Source organism: Azospirillum rugosum (assembly GCF_017876155.1).
In the GTDB taxonomy this organism is placed as follows: Bacteria; Pseudomonadota; Alphaproteobacteria; order Azospirillales; family Azospirillaceae; genus Azospirillum; species Azospirillum rugosum.
Genome location: NZ_JAGINP010000001.1, coordinates 432422 through 452418, shown reverse-complemented (window position 1 = coordinate 452418; position 19997 = coordinate 432422). Strand labels below are relative to the sequence as shown.

The 19997-nt window shown below is 69.9% G+C and carries 18 protein-coding genes; 8 read left to right on the top strand and 10 right to left on the bottom strand.

The window, feature by feature from the left end; all coding sequences use genetic code 11:
• Positions 1 to 292: 292 nt before the first annotated feature.
• The 7 genes from J2851_RS02140 to modC all read left to right on the top strand — a co-directional run bounded on the left by J2851_RS02140 (position 293) and on the right by modC (position 8248).
• Positions 293 to 1657: an MFS transporter gene (locus J2851_RS02140; protein ID WP_246500349.1), complete on the top strand. Its 1365-nt coding sequence runs from the start codon at positions 293 to 295 to the stop codon at positions 1655 to 1657.
• A gap of 111 nt (positions 1658 to 1768) precedes the next feature.
• Complete coding sequence (gene manD, locus J2851_RS02135; RefSeq protein WP_209763090.1) at positions 1769 to 2974, top strand: D-mannonate dehydratase ManD; 1206 nt, start codon at positions 1769 to 1771, stop codon at positions 2972 to 2974.
• A gap of 284 nt (positions 2975 to 3258) precedes the next feature.
• Positions 3259 to 4764, top strand: a complete 1506-nt coding sequence (locus J2851_RS02130) for a mannitol dehydrogenase family protein (protein WP_209763087.1) — start codon at positions 3259 to 3261, stop codon at positions 4762 to 4764.
• A gap of 128 nt (positions 4765 to 4892) precedes the next feature.
• Positions 4893 to 5696 carry a TOBE domain-containing protein gene (locus J2851_RS02125; protein ID WP_209763085.1) on the top strand — a complete coding sequence of 268 codons (804 nt, stop codon included), beginning with the start codon at positions 4893 to 4895 and terminating at the stop codon, positions 5694 to 5696.
• A 22-nt stretch (positions 5697 to 5718) separates the two neighbouring features.
• Positions 5719 to 6468, top strand: a complete 750-nt coding sequence (gene modA, locus J2851_RS02120) for a molybdate ABC transporter substrate-binding protein (RefSeq protein WP_209763083.1) — start codon at positions 5719 to 5721, stop codon at positions 6466 to 6468.
• 11 nt (positions 6469 to 6479) lie between these two features.
• A complete protein-coding gene (modB, locus tag J2851_RS02115; RefSeq protein WP_209763081.1) occupies positions 6480 to 7148 on the top strand; it encodes a molybdate ABC transporter permease subunit in 669 nt (222 codons plus the stop codon).
• The gene (gene modC / locus J2851_RS02110) at positions 7145 to 8248 is read left to right on the top strand and encodes a molybdenum ABC transporter ATP-binding protein (protein ID WP_209763078.1); all 1104 of its coding nucleotides are present in this window, start codon (positions 7145 to 7147) and stop codon (positions 8246 to 8248) included. Before modB ends, modC begins: the two co-directional genes overlap by 4 nt.
• Here the strand turns inward: modC and J2851_RS02105 are convergent.
• From J2851_RS02105 to kdgT, 4 genes are all read right to left on the bottom strand, one after another.
• Complete coding sequence (locus J2851_RS02105) at positions 8233 to 9405, bottom strand: glycosyltransferase (protein WP_209763076.1); 1173 nt, start codon at positions 9403 to 9405, stop codon at positions 8233 to 8235. The genes modC and J2851_RS02105 overlap by 16 nt on opposite strands.
• 241 nt (positions 9406 to 9646) lie before the next feature.
• On the bottom strand, positions 9647 to 10405 hold the full coding sequence (gene kduD / locus J2851_RS02100) for a 2-dehydro-3-deoxy-D-gluconate 5-dehydrogenase KduD (RefSeq protein ID WP_209763074.1): 759 nt from the start codon (positions 10403 to 10405) through the stop codon (positions 9647 to 9649).
• Positions 10406 to 10420: 15 nt separating this feature from the next.
• Positions 10421 to 11257, bottom strand: a complete 837-nt coding sequence (gene kduI / locus J2851_RS02095) for a 5-dehydro-4-deoxy-D-glucuronate isomerase (RefSeq protein WP_209763072.1) — start codon at positions 11255 to 11257, stop codon at positions 10421 to 10423.
• 50 nt (positions 11258 to 11307) lie between these two features.
• On the bottom strand, positions 11308 to 12318 hold the full coding sequence (gene kdgT, locus J2851_RS02090) for a 2-keto-3-deoxygluconate transporter (protein ID WP_209763071.1): 1011 nt from the start codon (positions 12316 to 12318) through the stop codon (positions 11308 to 11310).
• 412 nt (positions 12319 to 12730) lie between these two features.
• Here kdgT and J2851_RS02085 point away from each other — a divergent pair, with 412 nt between their 5' ends.
• On the top strand, positions 12731 to 13507 hold the full coding sequence (locus J2851_RS02085; RefSeq protein WP_209763069.1) for a GntR family transcriptional regulator: 777 nt from the start codon (positions 12731 to 12733) through the stop codon (positions 13505 to 13507).
• A gap of 84 nt (positions 13508 to 13591) precedes the next feature.
• Here the strand turns inward: J2851_RS02085 and J2851_RS02080 are convergent, their stop codons facing one another.
• From J2851_RS02080 to J2851_RS02055, 6 genes are all read right to left on the bottom strand, one after another.
• Positions 13592 to 15097 (bottom strand): tagaturonate reductase, encoded by a 1506-nt coding sequence (locus J2851_RS02080; RefSeq protein ID WP_209763066.1) that lies wholly within the window; start codon positions 15095 to 15097, stop codon positions 13592 to 13594.
• Positions 15098 to 15411: 314 nt separating this feature from the next.
• Positions 15412 to 16440 carry a Gfo/Idh/MocA family protein gene (locus tag J2851_RS02075; RefSeq protein ID WP_209763064.1) on the bottom strand — a complete coding sequence of 343 codons (1029 nt, stop codon included), beginning with the start codon at positions 16438 to 16440 and terminating at the stop codon, positions 15412 to 15414.
• Positions 16441 to 16444: 4 nt separating this feature from the next.
• Entirely contained in the window at positions 16445 to 17083 is a 639-nt protein-coding gene (gene eda / locus J2851_RS02070) for a bifunctional 4-hydroxy-2-oxoglutarate aldolase/2-dehydro-3-deoxy-phosphogluconate aldolase (RefSeq protein WP_209763062.1), read from the bottom strand.
• Complete coding sequence (locus tag J2851_RS02065; protein WP_209763060.1) at positions 17080 to 17787, bottom strand: GntR family transcriptional regulator; 708 nt, start codon at positions 17785 to 17787, stop codon at positions 17080 to 17082. Before J2851_RS02065 ends, eda begins: the two co-directional genes overlap by 4 nt.
• 4 nt (positions 17788 to 17791) lie before the next feature.
• Positions 17792 to 18736: a sugar kinase gene (locus tag J2851_RS02060; protein ID WP_209763058.1), complete on the bottom strand. Its 945-nt coding sequence runs from the start codon at positions 18734 to 18736 to the stop codon at positions 17792 to 17794.
• 118 nt (positions 18737 to 18854) lie between these two features.
• Positions 18855 to 19820, bottom strand: coding sequence for a DMT family transporter (locus J2851_RS02055; RefSeq protein ID WP_209763056.1), 966 nt, complete (start codon positions 19818 to 19820; stop codon positions 18855 to 18857).
• Positions 19821 to 19997 lie beyond the last annotated feature (177 nt).

Sequence of the window (19997 nt, the reverse complement as noted above, 5' to 3'; positions counted from 1 at the left end):
CGGTGTAAGCCGTTTCGCGGCCGGTTGCAAAGGTGTGCCCACCTTGACCGTGCCATACTGGAATGGTAGTATATCAATGTCAGCCAGCGAGAGGTCTCCTCCGCCGTCCCAAGAAGGAAGAACGTCGGGCGGCGGACGCCGATAAAGCCGGCTCCGACACAGGCTGACCGCCTATCAGAGGCCATCCTCCACTTCGTTCCGACCGCCCGCCGCATGGCCGGCGGCGACGGGCACACGCATGCGGCGCGCTCCAGCACCCCGCGGCGCGCGCCAGCATCAGGAGAGTTCGATCATGAGCGCTGATTTCGAAGTCACCGGGGGGGCGAGCCCTCCCGCCAGCGCCACCACCACCACCGGCGAGCGCGCCCGCGCCGCGGCGGTTACGGTGAGCAAGCACATCGGGCGTTACCGCTGGACCATCTGCGCGCTGCTGTTCTTCTCGACGACCATCAACTACATGGACCGCCAGGTCCTCGGCCTGCTGAAGTCCACCCTGATGGGCGACATGGGCTGGACGGAGTCCGACTTCGGCGACATCGTCGCGGCCTTCTCGCTGGCTTACGCCTTCGGCTACATCGGCTGCGGCCGACTGATGGACAAGATCGGCATCCGCATCGGCCTTCCGGCGGCTGTGGCGGGGTGGAGCTTCTTCGCCTGCATCCACGCCTTCATGGGCAGCGTCTTCGGCTTCAAGATCGCCCGCGCCGGCCTGGGCCTGACCGAGGGCGGCAACTTCCCGGCCTCCATCAAGGCCGTGTCGGAGTGGTTCCCGGCCAAGGAACGCGCGCTCGCCACCGGCATCTTCAACGCGGGCAGCAACGTCGGCGCCGTCGCGGCTCCGATCCTGGTGCCGATCCTGCTCGCCCTGTGGGGCTGGGAAGCGGCCTTCCTGGTCACCGGCGGCATCGGCTTCTTCTGGGTCATCGCCTGGCTGCTGATCTACCGCAAGCCGGATGAGCATCCGAAGCTGACGCCGGAGGAACTGGCCTACATCCGCAGCGACCCGGTCCAACCACAGGTCAACATTCCCTGGCTGCAACTGCTGCGCTACCGCGGCACCTGGGCGAACATCGTCGGCACCTGCTTCAGCGCGCCGGTCTGGTGGTTCTACCTGAACTGGGTCCCGGGCTTCCTGTCCAAGCAGTATGGCGTGAACCTGTTCGGCGCGATGCTTCCGCTGATCATCATCTACACCATGGCCGATTTCGGCAGCGTCGGCGGCGGCTGGCTGTCCTCCCACCTGATCAAGCGCGGCGTGAAGCCGCTCCGCGCCCGCAAAATCACCTTCCTGATCTGCGGCCTGTGCGTGCTGCCGGTGTTCTTCGCCTCCCAGGTGTCCAGCATGTGGATCGCCGTCGTGCTGATCGGCATCGCCGCCTCGGCGCACCAGGGCTACTCGGCCAACGTCTACACCATCGTGTCCGACACCATGCCGCGCAACGCGGTGGGCTCCGTGGTCGGCATCGGCGGCTTCTGCGCCTACTTCGTCGGCATGTTCGTCTCCATGGGCGTCGGCCGCCTGCTGGACGCCACCAACGGCAACTATCACCTGCTGTTCGCCATCGCCTCGGTCCTGTACCTCGTCGGCCTTGCGATCATGCACTTCATCCTGCCGAAGACCGGGTCGGGCATGACCCCGGCCGGGATCGAGGTCTGATCTCCCAACCGAGCGTTCCGGGGCGCCCAAAGCCTCGGAATGCTCCGGTCCCCTGACGCTTCATCGCAGAGTTTCTTCCCAGTCGGACCCGCAGGGGTCCCGGAGCCTCCCATGAAAATCCAGAACGCGTACGTGATCGTGACGAGCCCCGGCCGCAACTTCGTCACGCTGAAGATCGTCACCGACGAGGGCGTGTACGGCGTCGGCGACGCCACGCTCAACGGACGCGAGCTGTCGGTCGCGTCCTACCTGACGGACCACGTCATCCCCTGCCTGATCGGCCGCGACCCGCAGCAGATCGAGGACATCTGGCAGTACCTGTACAAGGGCGCCTATTGGCGCCGCGGGCCGGTCACCATGTCGGCCATCGCCGCGGTGGACACCGCGCTGTGGGACATCAAGGCCAAGCTCGCCGGGATGCCGCTGTACCAGTTGCTGGGCGGCAAGAGCCGGACCGGCGTGATGGTCTACGCCCACGCCAACGGCCGCGACGTGGCGGAGACGGTGGACCGTGTCGGCGAATACATCGAGAAGGGTTACAAGGCGATCCGAGCCCAGTCCGGCGTTCCGGGCCTGAGCGGGGTCTACGGCGTCGCCAAGGGCAAGTTCTACGAGCCCGCCACCAAGGGCCTGCCGGAGGAGTCGGTCTGGTCGACGGAGGCCTATCTGGACTTCGCGCCCAAGCTGTTCGAGGCGGTGCGCGTGAAGCACGGCATGGGGCCGCACCTGCTGCACGACGTGCACCACCGCCTGACCCCCATCGAGGCCGGCCGGCTGGGCAAGAGCCTGGAGCCCTACCGCCTGTTCTGGATGGAGGATCCGACCCCCGCCGAGAACCAGGAGGCCTTCCGCCTGATCCGCCAGCACACGGTCACGCCGGTCGCGGTGGGCGAGGTGTTCAACACGATCTGGGACTGCAAGGACCTGATCCAGAACCAGCTGATCGACTACATCCGCACCTCGGTCGTGCACGCCGGCGGCATCACCCACATGCGCCGCATCGCCGACCTCGCAGCACTCTACCAAGTGCGCACCGGCAGCCACGGCGCGACCGACCTGTCGCCCATCTGCATGGGGGCCGCCCTGCACTTCGACACCTGGGTCCCGAACTTCGGCGTGCAGGAGCACATGGAGCACTGCCCGGAAACCGACGAGGTCTTCCCGCACGCCTACCGCTTCGAGGACGGCTACATGCTGCCCGGCGAGGTGCCCGGCCATGGCGTCGACATCGACGAGACGCTGGCCGCCAAGTACCCCTACAACCCGGCCTACCTGCCCGTCGCCCGCCTGGCCGACGGCACGCTGTGGAATTGGTGATAGCGCGTCTTTCTACCCCTCTCCCTGCTCCGCAGGGAGAGGGAGGGGCCCACGAAGTGGGAGGGTGAGGGCTAGGTCCTCCCGAGAAACCTTGCCCTCACCCTCCCACGCCAATGGCGTGGGTCCCTCCCTCTCCCGCCGGGGGCGGGAGAGGGGAATTAGGCACCACCTCGCTTTTTAAAATTCGCTGGCACGGCCACGGCTGTCCGCTCCGCGCGGACGGCATGCCCCTTGACGACCTCATGCGGGGCCGGTCGCGCCCGACACGTAAGGATCAAAGCGTCATGTCCACATCGTCCAACCCGGACGGCGCGTCCGCCCGGCTCAACACCGCACGGCTGGCGGCCCTTCCGCAAACGGTGCAGCGGCCCGCCTATGACCGGAGCAAAGTCACTCCCGGCATCCTGCACATCGGGCTCGGCGCCTTCTGCCGGGCGCATCTGGCGGTCTATACGGACGACGCGATCGCCGCCGGGGACACGGACTGGGGCATCATCGGCGCCGACCCGCTGTCGCCGGCCATCCGCGACGCGCTGGAGCCGCAGGACAACCTCTACACCCTGCTCGTCCGCGGGGCGGACGGCGACGCGCCGCGGGTGGTGGGCTCCTTCCTGGAGGCGCTGGTCATCCCGGAGGAGCCGGAGCGCGTGCTGGACCGTATGCTCGACCCGCGCGTCCGGATCGTCACGCTGACCGTCACGGAGAAGGGCTATTGCCAGGACGCCGCGACCGGCGCGCTGGACGAGGCGCATCCCGCCATCGTCGCCGATCTGGCCGGCACCACGGCGCCGCGCAGCGTTCCGGGCCTGCTGGTCGAGGGGCTGAAGCGGCGCTGCGACGCAGGCATGGAGCCCTTCACCGTGCTGTGCTGCGACAACCTTCCGCAGAACGGCAAGACGGTGCGCCGCATCGTCACGCGCTTCGCGGAGCTGCGCGACCCGGTGCTCGGGCGCTTTATTGCGGAACGCGTCGCTTTTCCCTGCACCATGGTGGACCGCATCACGCCGGCCACCCGCGACGAGGACAAGGTGGCGGTCGCCGCCGCGCTCGGCTGCGAGGATGCGTGGCCGGTGGTGACCGAGCCCTTCCGGCAGTGGGTGATCGAGGATGACTTCCCGCTCGGCCGCCCGCGCTGGGAGGAGGTCGGCGCCCTGCTGGTGGAGGATGTTCACGCCTATGAGGTGATGAAGCTGCGCTGCCTGAACGGCGCGCACACCGCGCTCGCCTACCTGGGCGTGGTGTCGGGCATCGAGACGATCTCCGATGCCATGCGCGACCCGCAGCTGCCATCGGTCATCCGCCGGCTGTGGGACGAGGACCTGATCCCGACCCTGCCGCCGATCCCCGGCGTCGACCCGGCGCGGTACACCGCGGCGCTGGAGGAGCGGTTCCGCAACCCCGCGCTTCGCCACCGCACCATCCAGATCTCGTCCGACGGTTCGCAGAAGCTGCCGCCTCGCCTGCTGGAGGCGGCGCTGGAGCATGTCCGCGGGGGACGCACGCCGCGCTTCATCGCGCTGGCCGTCGCCGCCTGGATGCGCTTCACGCTGGAGGAGACGGAGAAGGGCGCGGCCTACGAGATCGCCGATCCGCTGGCCGCCCGCCTGAGGGCCGCCGTGGCGTCGGCCGGGCGCGACGCCACGGCGCTGGCCGGCACGCTGTTCGCCATCGACGACATCTTCGCCCCCGAGTTGGTGGCCGACGCCGGCTTCGGCCTGGCAGTCGTGGCGGCGCTGGACAGCCTGCTGACGAAGGGCTGCCGGGCGACGTTGGCGGACATGCTGGGCTGACGGTTGGGGGTGCGCCGCACTGACGCGGCGCTGCCGAAAAAATGCGTGCGCCGCAAAAAAAGCGGGTGGTGACCCTCGCGCCGGCATGGTTATATACCTGCCATATATAGCGCCTGAGGCCATCCCGCATGCCGCCGCCCAAGCCCATCCATCCGCAGGTCTCCCTCGCCGGAGGCGGCGCTTCCCCGATCGGGGGCGAGCGCATCCGGCTGCTGGAGGCGGTGGGGCGCGAGGGCAGCATCTCCGGCGCGGCGCGTGCGGTCGGCATCACCTACAAGGCCGCGTGGGACGCCGTCGACGCCATGAACAACCTGTTCGGCCAGCCGCTGGTCGAGGCGCAGGCCGGCGGCCGGCGCGGCGGCGGCACGGCGCTGACTCCGGCCGGGCTGCGGCTGGTCGCCGCCTTCCACCGGCTGGAGGGGGAGATGGCGCGCGCCTTCAAGGCGCTGGAACCGGACCTGGACGGCACGGGGCTGTCCGCGGCCGGGCTGATGTGGGGGTTCTTCATGCGCACCAGTGCACGCAACGCCCTGCGCGGAACGGTGACCGCCATCGAAGACGGCGCGGTCAACGCGGAGGTCACGCTGACCCTGTCGGAGCGGACGGCCATCACCGCCGTCATCACCCGCGACAGCGTGCGCGAGCTGGGCCTGATCCCCGGGCGCGAGGCGACGGCGCTGATCAAGGCTCCCTTCGTCATTCTGGCCCCGGCCGACGAGGCCCGCCGCACCTCCGTCCGCAACCGGATCGAGGGCACGGTGACCCGGCGGGAGGACGGCGCGGTCAACAGCGAAATCACGCTCGACATCGGCGGCGGCAAGACGCTGACCGCCATCATCACGCGCCACAGCGCGGAGGACTTGGGACTCGCCGTCGGCGGCCCGGCCTGCGCGCTGATTGATGCGTCGCACATCATTCTTGCCGTCGATTGATTCAGTCATGGGGGTCAATGGAATGAAGCGCCTTCTGCTCGCCACCGTCGCGCTGCTGTCGGTCACCGCCACCACCGCCCGGGCCGGTGAAACCAACGTCGCGGTCGCCGCGAACTTCACCGCCCCGGCGAAGGAGATCGCCAAGGTCTTCGAGGAGAAGACCGGGCACAAGGCGGTCCTGAGCTTTGGCGCGACCGGGCAGTTCTATGCGCAGATCAAGCAGGAGGCACCCTTCACCGTCCTGCTGGCCGCCGACGACGAAACGCCGCGGAAGGCGGTGGAGGAGGGGCTTGCGGTCGCCGACAGCCGCTTCACCTACGCCATCGGCCGGCTGGTGCTGTGGAGCAAGAACCCGGCGACGGTCACCGGCGAGGACACGCTGAAGACTGCGTCCTTCGAGAAGGTCGCCATCGCCAACCCGGCGCTCGCCCCCTACGGCGCCGCGGCGGTGCAGGCCATGAAGAAGCTGGGCGTCTACGATGCGCTCCAGCCCAGGATCGTTCAGGGCAACACCATCGCCCAGGCCTACCAGTTCGCCGAGACGGGCAACGCGGAGGTCGGTTTCGTCGCCCTGTCGCAGGTGATCGAGAAGGGCGAGGGCTCCCGCTGGGTCGTACCGGAAAGCCTGCACGAGCCGATCCGCCAGGACGCCGTGCTGCTGAAGAAGGGCGCGTCGGACGAGGCGGCCAAGGCCTTCGTCGCCTTCCTGAAGGGGCCGGAGGCCGGCAGGGTGATCGCCAAGTTCGGCTACGGCACGGCCGTGTCGAACTAAGCCGGCCCGTCATGAACTGGCAGCCCATCGTCCTGACCTTGCAGCTGGCGACGCTGACCACCGCGATCCTGCTGGTGGTCGGCACGCCGCTGGCCTGGTGGCTGGCGCGGTCGCGCGCCTGGTGGAAGGAGGCGGTCGCCACGGTGGTGGCGCTGCCGCTGGTCCTGCCGCCGACCGTGCTGGGCTTCTACCTGCTGACCCTGCTGGGGCCGGACGGGCCCGGCGGCTGGGTGGCGTCGCTGTGGGGGGCGCGGTCGCTGGCCTTCACCTTCGAAGGGTTGGTCATCGGCTCCGTCCTGTACTCAATGCCCTTCGTGGTGCAGCCGATCCGCAACGCCTTTGAGGCGTTCGGCGACCGCCCGCTGGAAGCGGCGGCGACCCTGCGCGCCTCCCCGCTGGACATGTTCTTCACCGTGGCGGTGCCGCTGGCCCGCCGCGGCTTCCTGACCGGCGCGGTGCTGGGCTTCGCCCACACCATGGGGGAATTCGGCGTCGTCCTGATGATCGGCGGCAACATACCCGGCAAGACCAAGGTCCTGTCGGTGGCCATCTACGACCATGTCGAAACCCTGCAATGGGCGGAGGCGCACTGGCTGGCCGGCGGGATGCTGGTCTTCTCCTTCACGGTGATCCTGGCGATGATGACGCTGGAGAAGCGCATCGGGCAGGCGCGCCGATGAGCCTGACCGCGCGATTCCAGGGGACGCTCGGGCGCTTCGCGCTCGACGTCGCGTTCGAGGCGCCGGGGCGCGGGGTGACCGCCCTGTTCGGGCCGTCCGGCTGCGGCAAGACGTCGGTGCTGCGCTGCGTCGCCGGCCTGCAAAGGCTGGGCGGGCGCATGGCGCTGGACGGCGACGTCTGGCAGGACGAGCGCCACTTCCGCCCGACGCACAAGCGGCCGATCGGCTATGTCTTCCAGGAGGCGAGCCTGTTCCCGCACCTGTCGGTGCGCAGCAACCTGCTGTTCGGCCACCGCCGCACGGTCGGGCGCGGCGTGCCGGAGAGCATCCGCCTGGACGACGTGGTGGACCTGCTGGGGCTCGCGCGCCTGCTCGACCGCTCGCCGGAGCATCTGTCGGGCGGGGAGCGGCAGCGCGTCGGGGTGGGACGGGCGCTGCTGTCGCAGCCACGCCTCCTGCTGATGGACGAGCCGCTGGCGGCGCTCGACCGCTTCAGCAAGGAGGAGATCCTGCCCTACCTGGAACGGCTGCACGGCGTGCTGCCGGTGCCGGTGCTCTACGTCAGCCACGACATCGCGGAGGTGGAGCGGCTGGCCGACCATCTGGTGCTGCTGCGGGAAGGGCGGGTGGTCGCCGCCGGGCCGATGCAGGACCTCCAGGCCGACCCGTCCCTGCCCATCGCCCGCATGCCGGAAGCCGGCGTGACCCTGCCCGCGGTGGTGGAGGGGCATGAGGAGGCCTACGGCCTGACCGCGCTGCGCCTGGAGGGCGGGCGGCTGCTCGTGCCCGGGAACCTGGGCGCGGTGGGGGCCGGACGCCGGGTGCGCATCGCGGCGTCGGACATCAGCCTCGCCCGCCAGCCCTCGACCGGCAGCACCATCCTGAACTCCCTGCCGGCGCGCATCGTCGCGGCGGAGCGGCAGGACGAGGTGCAGATGATGGCGGTCGTGGCGCTGGGCGCCGAGGGGCAGGGCGCGCGCCTGCTCGCCCGCGTCACGCGCAAGTCGTGGGACGCGCTGGGGCTCGCCGCCGGGCAGGACGTCTTCGCCCAGGTGAAGGGCGTCGCGCTTGTCCAGGATGGGCTTCAGGCGGAGGGCTGATCCGGCGCCGGGTAGGTCCGCCCCTTCCACTGGCCGCCGCGGCCGCGCCAGTGGCGCAGCGCGGAGTCCAGGGTCATCAGGCTGTAGGCCAGCCCGGCCAGCGGCAGCAGCGCGCCGAGCAGAGCGGGTTGCCCGTAGAGCCGCAGGGTCGGCCGGAAGCTCACGATCATCAGAACCCACGCGGCGGCCCCGGCCAGGGCCGTACCCGTGCTGCCGTGCAGCGGCCAGGAAAGCACGGCCAGTGGCGGCACCAGATATGTCACGACCATGCCCAGCGTGGCGCCGGCCAGTTGCCAGGGCGAGTGGTTCAGCTGGGTGTAGGCGGTGCGCGCCACCATGGTCCAGATGCTGGACAGGGAACGGTTGTCGCGCAGGCTCCGGGCGGAATCGGCGAGGCCCAGCCAGATCTTGCCGCCGGAGCGCTTGACCGCCGCCGCCAGCGTGCAGTCGTCGATCAGCGCGCCGCGGATCGCGGCGATCCCGCCGATCCGCTCCAGCGCCGTGCGGCGCACCAGCACGCAGCCGCCGGCAGCCGCCGCGGTGCCGCGCTTGGCGTCGTTGACCCAGCGAAACGGGTAGAGCTTCTGGAAGAAGAACACGAAGGCCGGGATCAGCAGCCGCGCCCAGGGGCCGCGGTGGTCCAGTTCCACCATCAGCGACACGAGGTCGAGATCCTCCCGCACCGCCTTGGCGAGCAGACGGCGCACCGTGCCGGGACCCAACTCGATGTCGGCGTCGGTCAGCAGCAGATAGTCGGTGTCGGGAACCGCGCGCTCGGCGCAGCGGATGCCTTCCGCCACCGCCCACAGCTTCCCGCTCCAGCCCGGCGGCAGGGGGGCGGTGCCGGTGACGATCAGCCGGCCGGGATTTTCGGCGGCCAGGTCTTCGGCAATAGCGCGAGTGCGGTCATGGCTGTGGTCGTCCACCAGGACGGTCGTGAGCGTCACGCCGGTCTGCGCGAGCAGCGAGGACAGGGCGCGGCCGATGCCGTCCTCCTCGTCGCGCGCCGGAACGACGGAGGCGATCCTGACGGAGAAGGACTCGTCGCAGTCCGGGGGGAGCCGCTGGTCAGCCCGCCAGAAGCCGCCGCGGCCGAGGACCAGCACCAGCCAGATCGCCAGGGAAAGAAGCGCCAGAATCACCGCTGCATCAGCCATCCGAGTTTCCCGCCCGCGCGGCGGTACCATCCATCATGTCCGCCGGTACGGCGGACTGCGGCATTCTGCCTTGGCGGTGGTGGATGGTCTAGAACTCCCTCTCCCGCCCCGGGAGAGGGAAGGGGCCCGCGCGAAGCGTGGGAAGGGTGAGGGTCATGCGAGGATCAGTCGCCTATTCTCGCATGACCCTCACCCGCCCGCTTCGCGGGCACCCTCTCCCCGGAGGGGAGAGGGACCGTGGTTACCGGGCCAGCCAGCCGCCGTCCACGGGGAGGATCGTGCCGTGGATGTAGTCGGCGGCTTCCGACGCCAGGAAGACCGCCGGGCCGCCCATGTCGGACGGCACGCTCCAGCGGCCGGCCGGGATTCGGCCCAGGATCTCGGCGCTGCGGTTCTCGTCGGCGCGAAGGGCCGCCGTGTTGTTGGTGGCGACGTAGCCCGGTGCGATGGCGTTCACGTTGATGCCCTTGCCGGCCCACTCGCAGGCCAGAAGCCGGGTGATGCCGGCCACGCCGCTCTTCGACGCCGTGTAGGAGGGGACGCGGATGCCGCCCTGGAAGGACAGCATGGAGGCGATGTTGATGATCTTCCCCTTGCGGCCGGCGTTGATCGCGTAGCGGCCGAAAGCCTGGCAGAAGAAGAACAGCGTCTTGATGTTGATGTTCATCACGAGGTCCCAGTCGGCCTCGGTGAAGTCCACCGCGTCGGCGCGGCGGATCAGGCCGGCGTTGTTGACCAGAATGTCGAGCTGGCCGTAGCGGCCGACGGCCTCCTCGATCAGGCCTGGAACCGGGGCGATGCTGGTCAGGTCGGCCTTCAGGCCGAGGAAGCGGCGCCCGGCCGCCTCCACGAGGTCCTGGGTCTCGTCGAGCGGAGCGACGTCGACCGCCGCGATGTCGGCGCCGGCCTTGGCGAGCGCCACGGCGATGCCCTGGCCGATGCCGGTGTTGGCGCCGGTGACCAGCGCCACCTTGCCCGTCAGGTCAAAAGGATTGATCATAACGTGTGTCTCCGCTCAGCGCATCGTGGCCAGGGGAATTTGGTCCATATCGTCGAAGGCCTGGTTGTCGCCGCCCATGGCCCAGATGAAGGTGTAGTTGTGCGTGCCCACGCCGCAGTGGATCGACCAGGGCGGGGAAATCACCGCCTCCTCGTTCGCCATGACGATGTGGCGGGTCTCCGTCGGCTCGCCCATGAAGTGGAAGACGCGCGCGCTTTCCGGCAGGTCGAAGTAGAAATAGACCTCGTTGCGCCGGTCGTGCGTGTGGCACGGCATGCTGTTCCACATGTTGTTCGGCTTCAGCATGGTCATGCCGAGCACCAGCTGCGCGGTCTTGCAGACGTCCGGGTGGATCATCTGGAAGATCGTCCGTTCGTTGGACGTGGACGGGTCGCCGAGGTGGCGCTGCTTGGCCTGCGCGATGGAGATCTTCATGGTCTCGAAGCGCGCGTGGGCCGGCGTGCTGTTCAGGTAGAACTTGGCGGGGTTCCGGCGGTCCAGGCTTTCGAAGCGCACGTCCTCGCTCCCCATGGCAACATAGAGGCAGTCGCGGGTGTCCAGATCGTAGACGGCGCCGTCCACCGTGACGCGGCCGGGGCCGCCGACGTTGACCGCGCCCAGCTCGCGCCGGTCCAGGAAGTTCGGGGAGCCGATCTCCTTCGGGGCTTCGAGCTTCAGGGGGCCGGCGACCGGCATGGCGCCGCCGACCACGAAGCGCTCGATGTGGCTGTAGGTCAGGACGATGTCGTCGGGCTGGAACATCGACGACACCAGGAAGTGGTCGCGCAGCGTCGCCGTGTCGTAGCCGCGGACGGCGTCGGGATGGGACGGGTGGCGAACGGAAATCTTCATGATCGGAACTCTCGTTTGTGCCGCATTCAGCCGACGGTGATCTGGATGGCTCATTCCGCGGGGGCGACGGTCAGGGAGGCCTTGGTCGCCTCCGCCGCCTTGTAGCGGGGCGACAGGACGCCGTAGCGGCGCGCCCACCAAGCGGTCAGGACCGGGGTCAGCAGGGAGGTGACGACCACGCAGGTGGCGACGAGCGCGGTGGCGGCCGGGGCGACCGGGGCGAAGTTCGGCTCGATGGAGGCGATGATCGGCGGGACCGTCACGGCGGCGCCGGCGGTGGAGGCGGCGCCGATGCCGGCCGTGCCGTTGCCCTTGGCCAGGAAGATGTCGGCCAGCACCAGCGTGAAGCCCGTCACCGCGATCACCGCGAGGCCGAGCACGATGCCGAGCAGGCCGGTGTTCATGATGGTCGTGAAGTTCAGGTTGTTGCCCAGCGCGAAGGCGAAGAAGGGCACCATCACCGACACGCCCTGGCTGAAGAAGGCGCGCAGGTCCTTGTCGAGGTTGCCGAGCGCGAAGCCGATGACGAAGGGCAGCAGCGCGCCGACCATCGTCTGCCAGGGGAAGCTGGCGAGACCGGCGATGCCCAGCGTGACCATGGTCATGAACGGTCCGGATTCCAGGCACATCAGGCAGAAGGCGCCGGCCTCCTCCTTGGTGCCGTACTGCTGCATCAGCGCCATGTACATGCCGCCGTTGGTGTCGTTCATGGCGGCGATGATGGCCAGCACCGACAGGCCGGTGAAGAAGCCCGACGTGATGCCGTCGGCCGGGATGAACAGCGAGGCGATGACGCCGGCGAGCGCCGCGGTGATGATCTTGACCGACACCAGGACGCCGCTCTTGCGCAGGACCAGGGGGGTGGCCTTCAGGCTGATGCTGGCGCCGATGCAGAAGAACCAGACGGACAGGATCGGCAGGGTGCCGGTGATCAGGCCGTTGGTGAAGGAACCGAAGAACTTCCCGGTGTTCGGCGCGAAGGTGTTCAGGCAGGCGCCAAGGAACAGGGGAAGGATCATCATCCCGCCGGGGATGCGATCGATGCGCTTTTTGATGTCCATTACCGGCACTCCTGGTGGGCGGCTCCCGGATTTTTCTGTGGGAGCGCTGTGGCCGCGTTGTTCGACCGGTTGCCGCGGGGTTCCGGCCGGGCTGGGCTTCGTGCCCGCCCTGGCTGCCTTCCCGTGGCGCCCGGCGCTGATCTCTGTAAGCTAGAATACTAGTATTACAGACCGAGCCACAGCGCTGCGATGGGATGGTGACAGTTTGCCGCAGGGGGCACCGCGTCCGGGGTGTGCGCGACGCGGGTGCGGTGTGGCCGCCAGAAGACGCTATCGCGGCCGGATCCCGCTGTTGTATCTGTTGCTTGGCATTCCGGAGCCGCCCCGCCCTGGACGGGACGCAAAGGCGGCGACCAACAACAAGGATCGGCCAGCCGGCCCTGGACACGGGACCGACCGGCGAAGGACGGCGATGGACACGAACATGACGACCGGTGACGGGATGGGCGCGGCGGGAACCGCCGACGCGGAATCGGCGGCCAGCCGTCGCCGCGCGCCGCATCCGTCGCGGGCATCCCGCGGGCGCGGGGCCACGGCGGCGCAGAGCATCTACCAGCAACTCCGCGCCGAGATCATGACCCTGAAGCGCAAGCCGGGGGAGCCGGTCATCGAGAAGGATCTGCTCCAGACCTACGGGGTCAGCCGGACCCCGGTGCGCGAGGCCGTGCGGCAGCTGGCCGGCGAAGGGCTGCTGGAGGTGTTTCCGCAAAGCGGCACCTTCGTCGCCCGCATTCCCCTGGCGAACCTTCCGGAATCCATGAGGCTCCGCACGGCGCTGGAGGAGACGACCGCCCGCTACGCCGCGCAACGCGCGACGCCGCAGCAGGTGGCCCGCCTGCAAGACCTGATCGCGCGGCAGCGCGTGGCCGCCGAAACCGGCGACGCCGAAGCCTTCCACCGCGCCGACGAGGAGTTCCACGCGGCCATCGCCGACGTCGCCGGGCTGCCCGGGGTCTGGACGCTGATCCAGCAGGTGAAGGTGCAGATCGACCGCTACCGCCGCCTGACCCTGCCCGATCCGGGCCGCATGGTGCGTCTGGTGGACGAGCATGCGACGGCCGTCACCGCCATCGCCGAGCATCGGCCCGACGCCGCGGAGGCGGCGATCAAGCTGCATCTGGAGAAGCTGGCGGCCGAGTTCGGGGAACGCAGCAAGCAGCTGCCCGACTATTTCATCGCCGACCCGTGACGCGCGCGGCGTGACGGCAACAAAAAAGGAAGGGGGCTTTCGCCCCCTTCCGTCTTTGTTGGTGCCGCTGGACTGTGATGGCGCTTACGCGCCCAGCAGCCCTGCCAGGGCGCCGCGCATGCCCTTGGCCTGGATGGCGGCGAGGTGGGCGGTGGTGCGGACGGCGAGGCCGGGGATGAGGGTCAGGTCCTCGCCCCACAGCTTTGCGTCGGCCAGAATCGCCTTCACCAGCGCCGCCGGGTCGTTGCCGTGCGCCGCCCAGGCCGCGGCCATGGCCGCGATCACCGCCGCGTCGTCTCGGATCGGGTAGGCGCCGGCGTCGCGCGTGCCGGTGTAGGCGCCGTCCGCCAGCGTGCCCTGGTAGAAGCGCAGCAGGGCGGCCAGGGAGAAGGACAGCCCCTCCGGCGCCTCGCCCTTGGCGGCCACCGCGTCCTTCAGGCTGGGCAGCACGCGCACCGCCCACTTCGAGACGGAGTTCAGGGCGATCGAGATCAGCTCGTGCCGGATGTAGGGGTTGCCGAACCGCTCCATGATCGTTCGGGCGTAGTCCTGGCGCTCGGCCTCGGGCAGCGGGACGTAGGGGACGATGTCCTCGAACATCACCTTGGACAGGTAGGCCGACAGGGTGGCGTCGTCCATCATGCCCTTGACCGTGTCGATGCCGGCCCCAAAGGCGGCCAGCGCGCTCGCCGTGTGGGCGCCGTTCAGGATGCGCACCTTGCGGCTGCGGTAGGGCCTCAGGTCGTCGGTCCACACCACGTTCAGGCCGGCCTTGTGCAGCGGGAACTCCTCGGCCAGAGCCGCCGGGCCCTCGATGACCCAGACGTGGAAGGGCTCGCCGGCCACGGCCAGCGTGTCCTCGTAGCCCCACTTGGCCGTGAGTGCCGCGGCCTCGTCCCGCGGGTAGCCGGGGACGATGCGGTCGACCAGCGTGTTCAGGAAGTGGTTGTGCGCCTCCACCCAGGCGGCGAAGCCGGACTCCAGGCCCCAGCGCTTGGCGTGGGCCAGCACGATGCGCTTCAGGTTGGCGCCGTTGGCCTCGATCAGCTCGCAGGGCAGGAAGACCAGGCCGGTCGCGGCCGTGCCGCCCAGCGCCTTGAAGCGTGCGTGCAGAAGGGCGGCGACCTTGGCCGGGAAGCTCTGCTGGCAGGCGCCGGGGGTGTAGGGCTCCTCCACGTCGGCGATGCCGGCCTCGGTGGTGTTGGACACGACGAAGCGCAGCTGCGGCGCCGTGGCGTGGGCGACCATCCGCTCCCACTCGGCGTAGGGATCGAGCGCGTCGGACACGCAGCTGACCACCCGGCGATCCTCCACCTCGCGGCCCTGCTCGATGCCGCGCAGCAGGACGGTGTAGAGGCCGTCCTGGGCCTTCAGCAGGCCGGCGATGCCCTGGGCGAGCGGCTGGGCCACGGCGACGCCGGCGCCCATCAGGCCACGGCCGTTGGCGACGTCGACCATCCAGTCCACGAAGCCGCGCAGGAAGTTGCCGTCGCCCACCTGCAGGATGGTGACGGGAAGCACCGGCGCGCCGGCGGTGTGCGCGACGTCGAGCGCGCCGCCGGCGAGGAGGTCACGGGAGAGCTGGGCCATGATGGGGTTCCTTATCGGGGAGTTGGCGTATTATATTAATATATCAGTTATGGAGGCAAGGGGTTCTGGTGACGGAGCGTGCCTGCGCGTGGCGCGGTTTTGCGGTGTTTTCGTCGTGAAGCCAGGGTGCGGCAGAATGGCGCGGCGGCGCAGAACTCCCTCTCCCGCCCCGGGAGAGGGTGGCCGCAACAGCGGCCGGGTGAGGGTACCGGCAAGGATCAGGGCTTATTCTCGCACGACCCTCACCCTTCCCACGCTGACGCGCGGGCCCCTTCCCTCTCCCCGGAGGGGAGAGGGAACAGCTGGGCGGAGACTCAGTGCGTGGCGACCGACGTCACCGCAAAGGCGTCGGAGGCTGCCAGGATCGTCTCGATCAGGCGGTGCACCTTCAGCGCCTCGCGGCCGGTCACGCGCGGGCTGCCGCCCTTATCCAGCGCGTCCAGGAAGTCGGACAGCACGGCGCGGTGGTGGGTGTTGGCGAAGGCCATGGGGTCGGCGCCGCCGCCGAGCGTTCCGGCCGTCTCCCCGGCGCGGATCGTCTCCCCGCTGTGGAGCTGAACCTCCAGGTTGTCGCCTGTGAGGATGGCGGAACCCTTGGTGCCGGCGATCTCGATCCGCTCGGGGAAGCCGGGGAAGGCGACCGTGGTGGCGTCGACCGTGGCGAGCATCCCGGTCTCGAAGCGCAGGGACGCCGTGACCATGTCCTCGGTGTCGATGGGGCGCAGGCCGCTGGTCGCCGCGAAGGCGGCGACATGGCTCGGCAGGCCGAACAGGCTGACGAACAGGTCCAGCGTGTGGATGGCCTGGGTCAGCAGGACGCCGCCGCCGTCGCGCGCCTTCATGCCGCGGCCGGGCTGGGCGTAATAGTCGCCGTCGCGCCACCAGCGGATGATGACGGAGGTGGTCAGCGGGTCGCCCAACACGCCGTCGCGCAGCAGGTCGGTCAGCCGCTCCGCCGCCGCACGGAAGCGGTGCTGGAGGACGACCCCCAGCGTCAGGCCGGCCTGCTCCATGGTCTCGACCACGGCGCGGGAGCCCTCCGGCGTGGCGTCCAGCGGCTTTTCCAGCAGGACGTGCTTGCCCGCGGCGGCGCAGCGCGCGACCAGGTCGGCGTGGCTGTCCGGCGGGGTCAGCAGCAGGATCGCCGACAGGGTCGGGTCGTCCAGCAGCGTCTCCATGCGATCCACCACCGGCAGGCCGAAACGCGCGGCAAAGGCGGCGCGCCGGTCGGCCGAGGGGCTGAAGCAACCGGCCACCTCCACCCGCTCCGCCAGGTCCAGCAGGCTCTGGGCGTGGGGCGTCGCCGCCATGCCCAGCCCGATCACGCCGACGCGCCGCCGCACCGACTCAGCCCTGTGTCGCGAGGGTGGAGGCCTCACGGGCGAGGCGCTCGATGTCGGCCCAGCGGCGCTCCTTGACGGCGTCGGCCGGGGTCAGCCAGGTGCCGCCGAGCGCGAAGACGTTGGGCAGGCTGAGGATCTCGCGGACGTTCTCCGCCTTGATGCCGCCGGTCGGGCAGAAGCGGATTTCCGGGAGCAGCGGGGCCATGCCCTTGAGCGCCGGGGCGCCGCCGTTGAGCATGGCGGGGAAGAACTTCAGCTCGCGGAAGCCGTGCTCGTAGGCGATCAGCGCCTCGGTCACCGTGGCGATGCCCGGCAGATAGGGCAGGCCGGCGGCCTTGGCGGCCTCGGCCAGCCGGTCGGTCAGGCCGGGGCTGACGACGAAGCGGGCGCCGACGTCGCGGGCCTGGGCAAACTGCTCCGGCCGGATCAGCGTGCCGAGGCCGACCAGAGCGCCCGGCACCTTGGCGGCGATGGCCTCGGCGCAGGCGAGCGCGCCCGGCGTGCGCAGGGTGATCTCCAGCGTGGTCAGGCCGCCGGCGACCAGAGCCTCGGCCAGCGGCACGGCCTCGGCCGGGTTGTCGAGCACCAGCACCGGGACGATCCGGGCGCCGGTCAGGGAGGGTTCAAGGCGGGGAACGGTCATGGCTTGGCCTCGGGAAGAGAGAAATAGAGGGGTGTGGCGTGCCGCACGTCGTCGATGGTCAGCAACAGGCCATCGATATGGGCGCTGAGAGCACCGGCGGCAGCCTCGGGATCGCCGGCGGCGATGGCGGCGACGATCGTCTCATGCTCCGCGATCACGGTGGACATGCGGCCGCGCACGGGCAGGGTCAGGCGGCGGCAGCGGTCGATCTGCACCTTCACCTGCTGCACGATCGGCCAGAAGCCGGGGCAACCGGCGATCTCTGCGATCAGCGCGTGGAAGCTTTCGTCGGCCTGGTGGAAGCCGTCGGCGTCGTCGGCGACGTCCACCTCCTGCTGCCGTTCCAGGTTGGCGCGCAAGGCCGCGATCTGGCTGCGCGTGGCGCGCTCGGCGGCCATGCGCGCCGTCTGCTGCTCCAGCGTCTTGCGGATCAGGCTGGCCTCGGGCAGCGCGGCGATGGGGATGCGGGCGACGAAGGTGCCGGACTGCGGGAAGACCTCGATCAGCCCTTCGTCGGACAGGCGCAGCACCGCCTCGCGCACCGGCGTGCGGCTGACGCCGGCCGCTTCGGCGATCTGCTTTTCCGAAATGGGCTCGCCGGGCTTGCGGCGCAGCGACACGATCTCGGTGCGCAGGTCGCGGTAGATCGCCGCCGCCGCCGTGGTGCCGCGTTGGGCGGCGCGGGGGAAGGGGGCGGGTCCCATGGCGTTACCCGGCGTCCTGGGCGAGCACGGCGTCCGTCGCTTCGCGGGGAATGATGGCGCCGCGGTGCTGGATGACGACGGCGGCGATGCGATGGGCCGACCGGGCGGCCTCCACCGGGTCGCGGCCTTGCAGGCGTGCGGCGAGGTAGCCGGCGGAGAAGCTGTCGCCGGCCGCGGTGGTGTCCACGACCTTCGCCACCTTCTGGCTGGGGACCTCCTTCTGGAGCCCGTCGGATGTGGCGACGATGCAGCCGGGCTGCTCCAGCTTCAGCACGATCTCCGGCACACCGGCGGCGCGCACGCGGGCCAGTGCCGCGGCGGCGTCGGTGTCGCCGTACAGGCCGCGCAGGTCCTCCACGCCGGGCAGGGCGATGTCGGCGCGCTGGAACATGGCGTCATAGGCGCGCTGCGCCGTCTCCTTGTCCGGCCACAGGCGCGGGCGCCAGTTGGTGTCGAAGGCGACGCGGCCGCCGCGCGCCCGCAGGCGGTCGAGCAGGGGGAACAGAACCTCGCGCCCGCGCTCGCCCCAGATCGCCAGGCTGATGCCGGAGAGGTAGAGCAGGTCGTAGTTTTCGAGGTCGGCGATGAGCGCCGGCGACTGCGGCAGCACGAACAGCTCGCGCGCCGGGGCGGCGTCGCGCCAGTAGAGGAAGCGCCGCTCCCCCTTGTCGTCGGTCTCGATCATGTAGAGCCCCGGCACGCGGCCGGGCACGCGCAGCACGTGGCCGGTGCCGACGCCCTCCGCGGTCCAGGCGGCGACCATGGCGTCGCTGTTCGGGTCGTCGCCCAGCGCCGTGACGTAGTCCACCGGAGCGCCCAGCCGGGCCAGATAGACAGCGGTGTTCAGCGTGTCGCCGCCGAAGCCCATGGTGAAGGCGCCGTCGGGACGGCGGACCATCTCCAACATGCACTCGCCGAGTGAAGCCACCCGCTTCGCGGAAACGCTCATGTCATCCTCCGTCCGCCGGTCCTTTGGGGTCCGTATCCGGCGCCTCGGATCAATATATTAATATATCACGCCGCCATGCAAGGGATATCGGCCGTTTTGGCCGCTATCCTCCCTCCGTTCAGGCCGCCGCGGGGGCCTGGGACGCGGCGCGTTCCTTCTGCCGGATCCGTTCGCGGTGCGCGGTGTAGACGCCGCTCGCGATGATGACGCCGGCGCCGACGAAGGTCCAGTGGTCCGGCATCGCGCCGAACACAAGATACCCCATCATCGACGACCAGACGATCTGGATGTAGGAGTAGGAGGCCAGGACCGACGCGTCTCCGTAGCGGTAGGCCTGGACCAGCAGCCATTGCGCGATGGTGGAGACCACCCCGATCAGGCCGCCGAGCGCGACTTCCCGCCAGGTCGGCACGGCGAAGTCAAAGGGCAGCAGGGCCGTCAGCACGGCAAGGCCGGTCAGCGCGGTCCAGATCAGCGTGGTGGCCGGGCGTTCCTGCCCGGTCATCTTGCGGGTCATGACCACGCCGGTCGCCCAGCTCATCGCCGACAGGATGGGGAAGACGGCCGCGGGCTGGAACGCGGCGCCGCCCGGACGGATCACGATCAGCACGCCCACCAGGCCGACCAGAACGGCCGCCCAGCGCCGCACGCCGATCTTCTCGTTCAGGATCAGGATCGACAGGATGGTAACGAAGACGGGCGAGACGTAGCTGGTGGCCGCCGCCTCGGCCAGCGGCAGGTAGCGCATGCCCATGATGAAGAACAGCGCCGATCCCAGCATACCGAGCCCGCGCAGGATTTGCAGGCCGGGGCGCGCCGTCCGCACGACCTGCGGCCCGCCGCGCAGCATCAGCGGGAGGAGCAGGGTCGAGAAGGCGACGTAGCGCATCCACCCGATTTCGATGGAGGGCAGGGTCTGGCTGAGATACTTCGCGGTCGCGTCGGAACAGGAGAAGAAGAACACCGCGACGACGACCAGCAGGATCCCGCGCAGCGGGTCGTCCCGGCGGGCGGGCGTGACGGTGGTCGTGGTCGCGGAGTCTGCGGACAGCGCGGCGGAGGCGGGGCGGGAGCAGTCGGGCATGGCGGGTCAAGTCTAGGCAGGGAAGGACGGCAGCGCACGGGCGAATCTTGTGCAATGCAGCATGGCTGCCATTCAAAGGTCGCCGCGCGGTGTGATCGTCCGAAAAGAAAAAGGCCACCCGGGGGGAGCCCTGGTGGCCTTGAAGTCGCTTTTGGAGAAACGCCAACCGGTCGGACA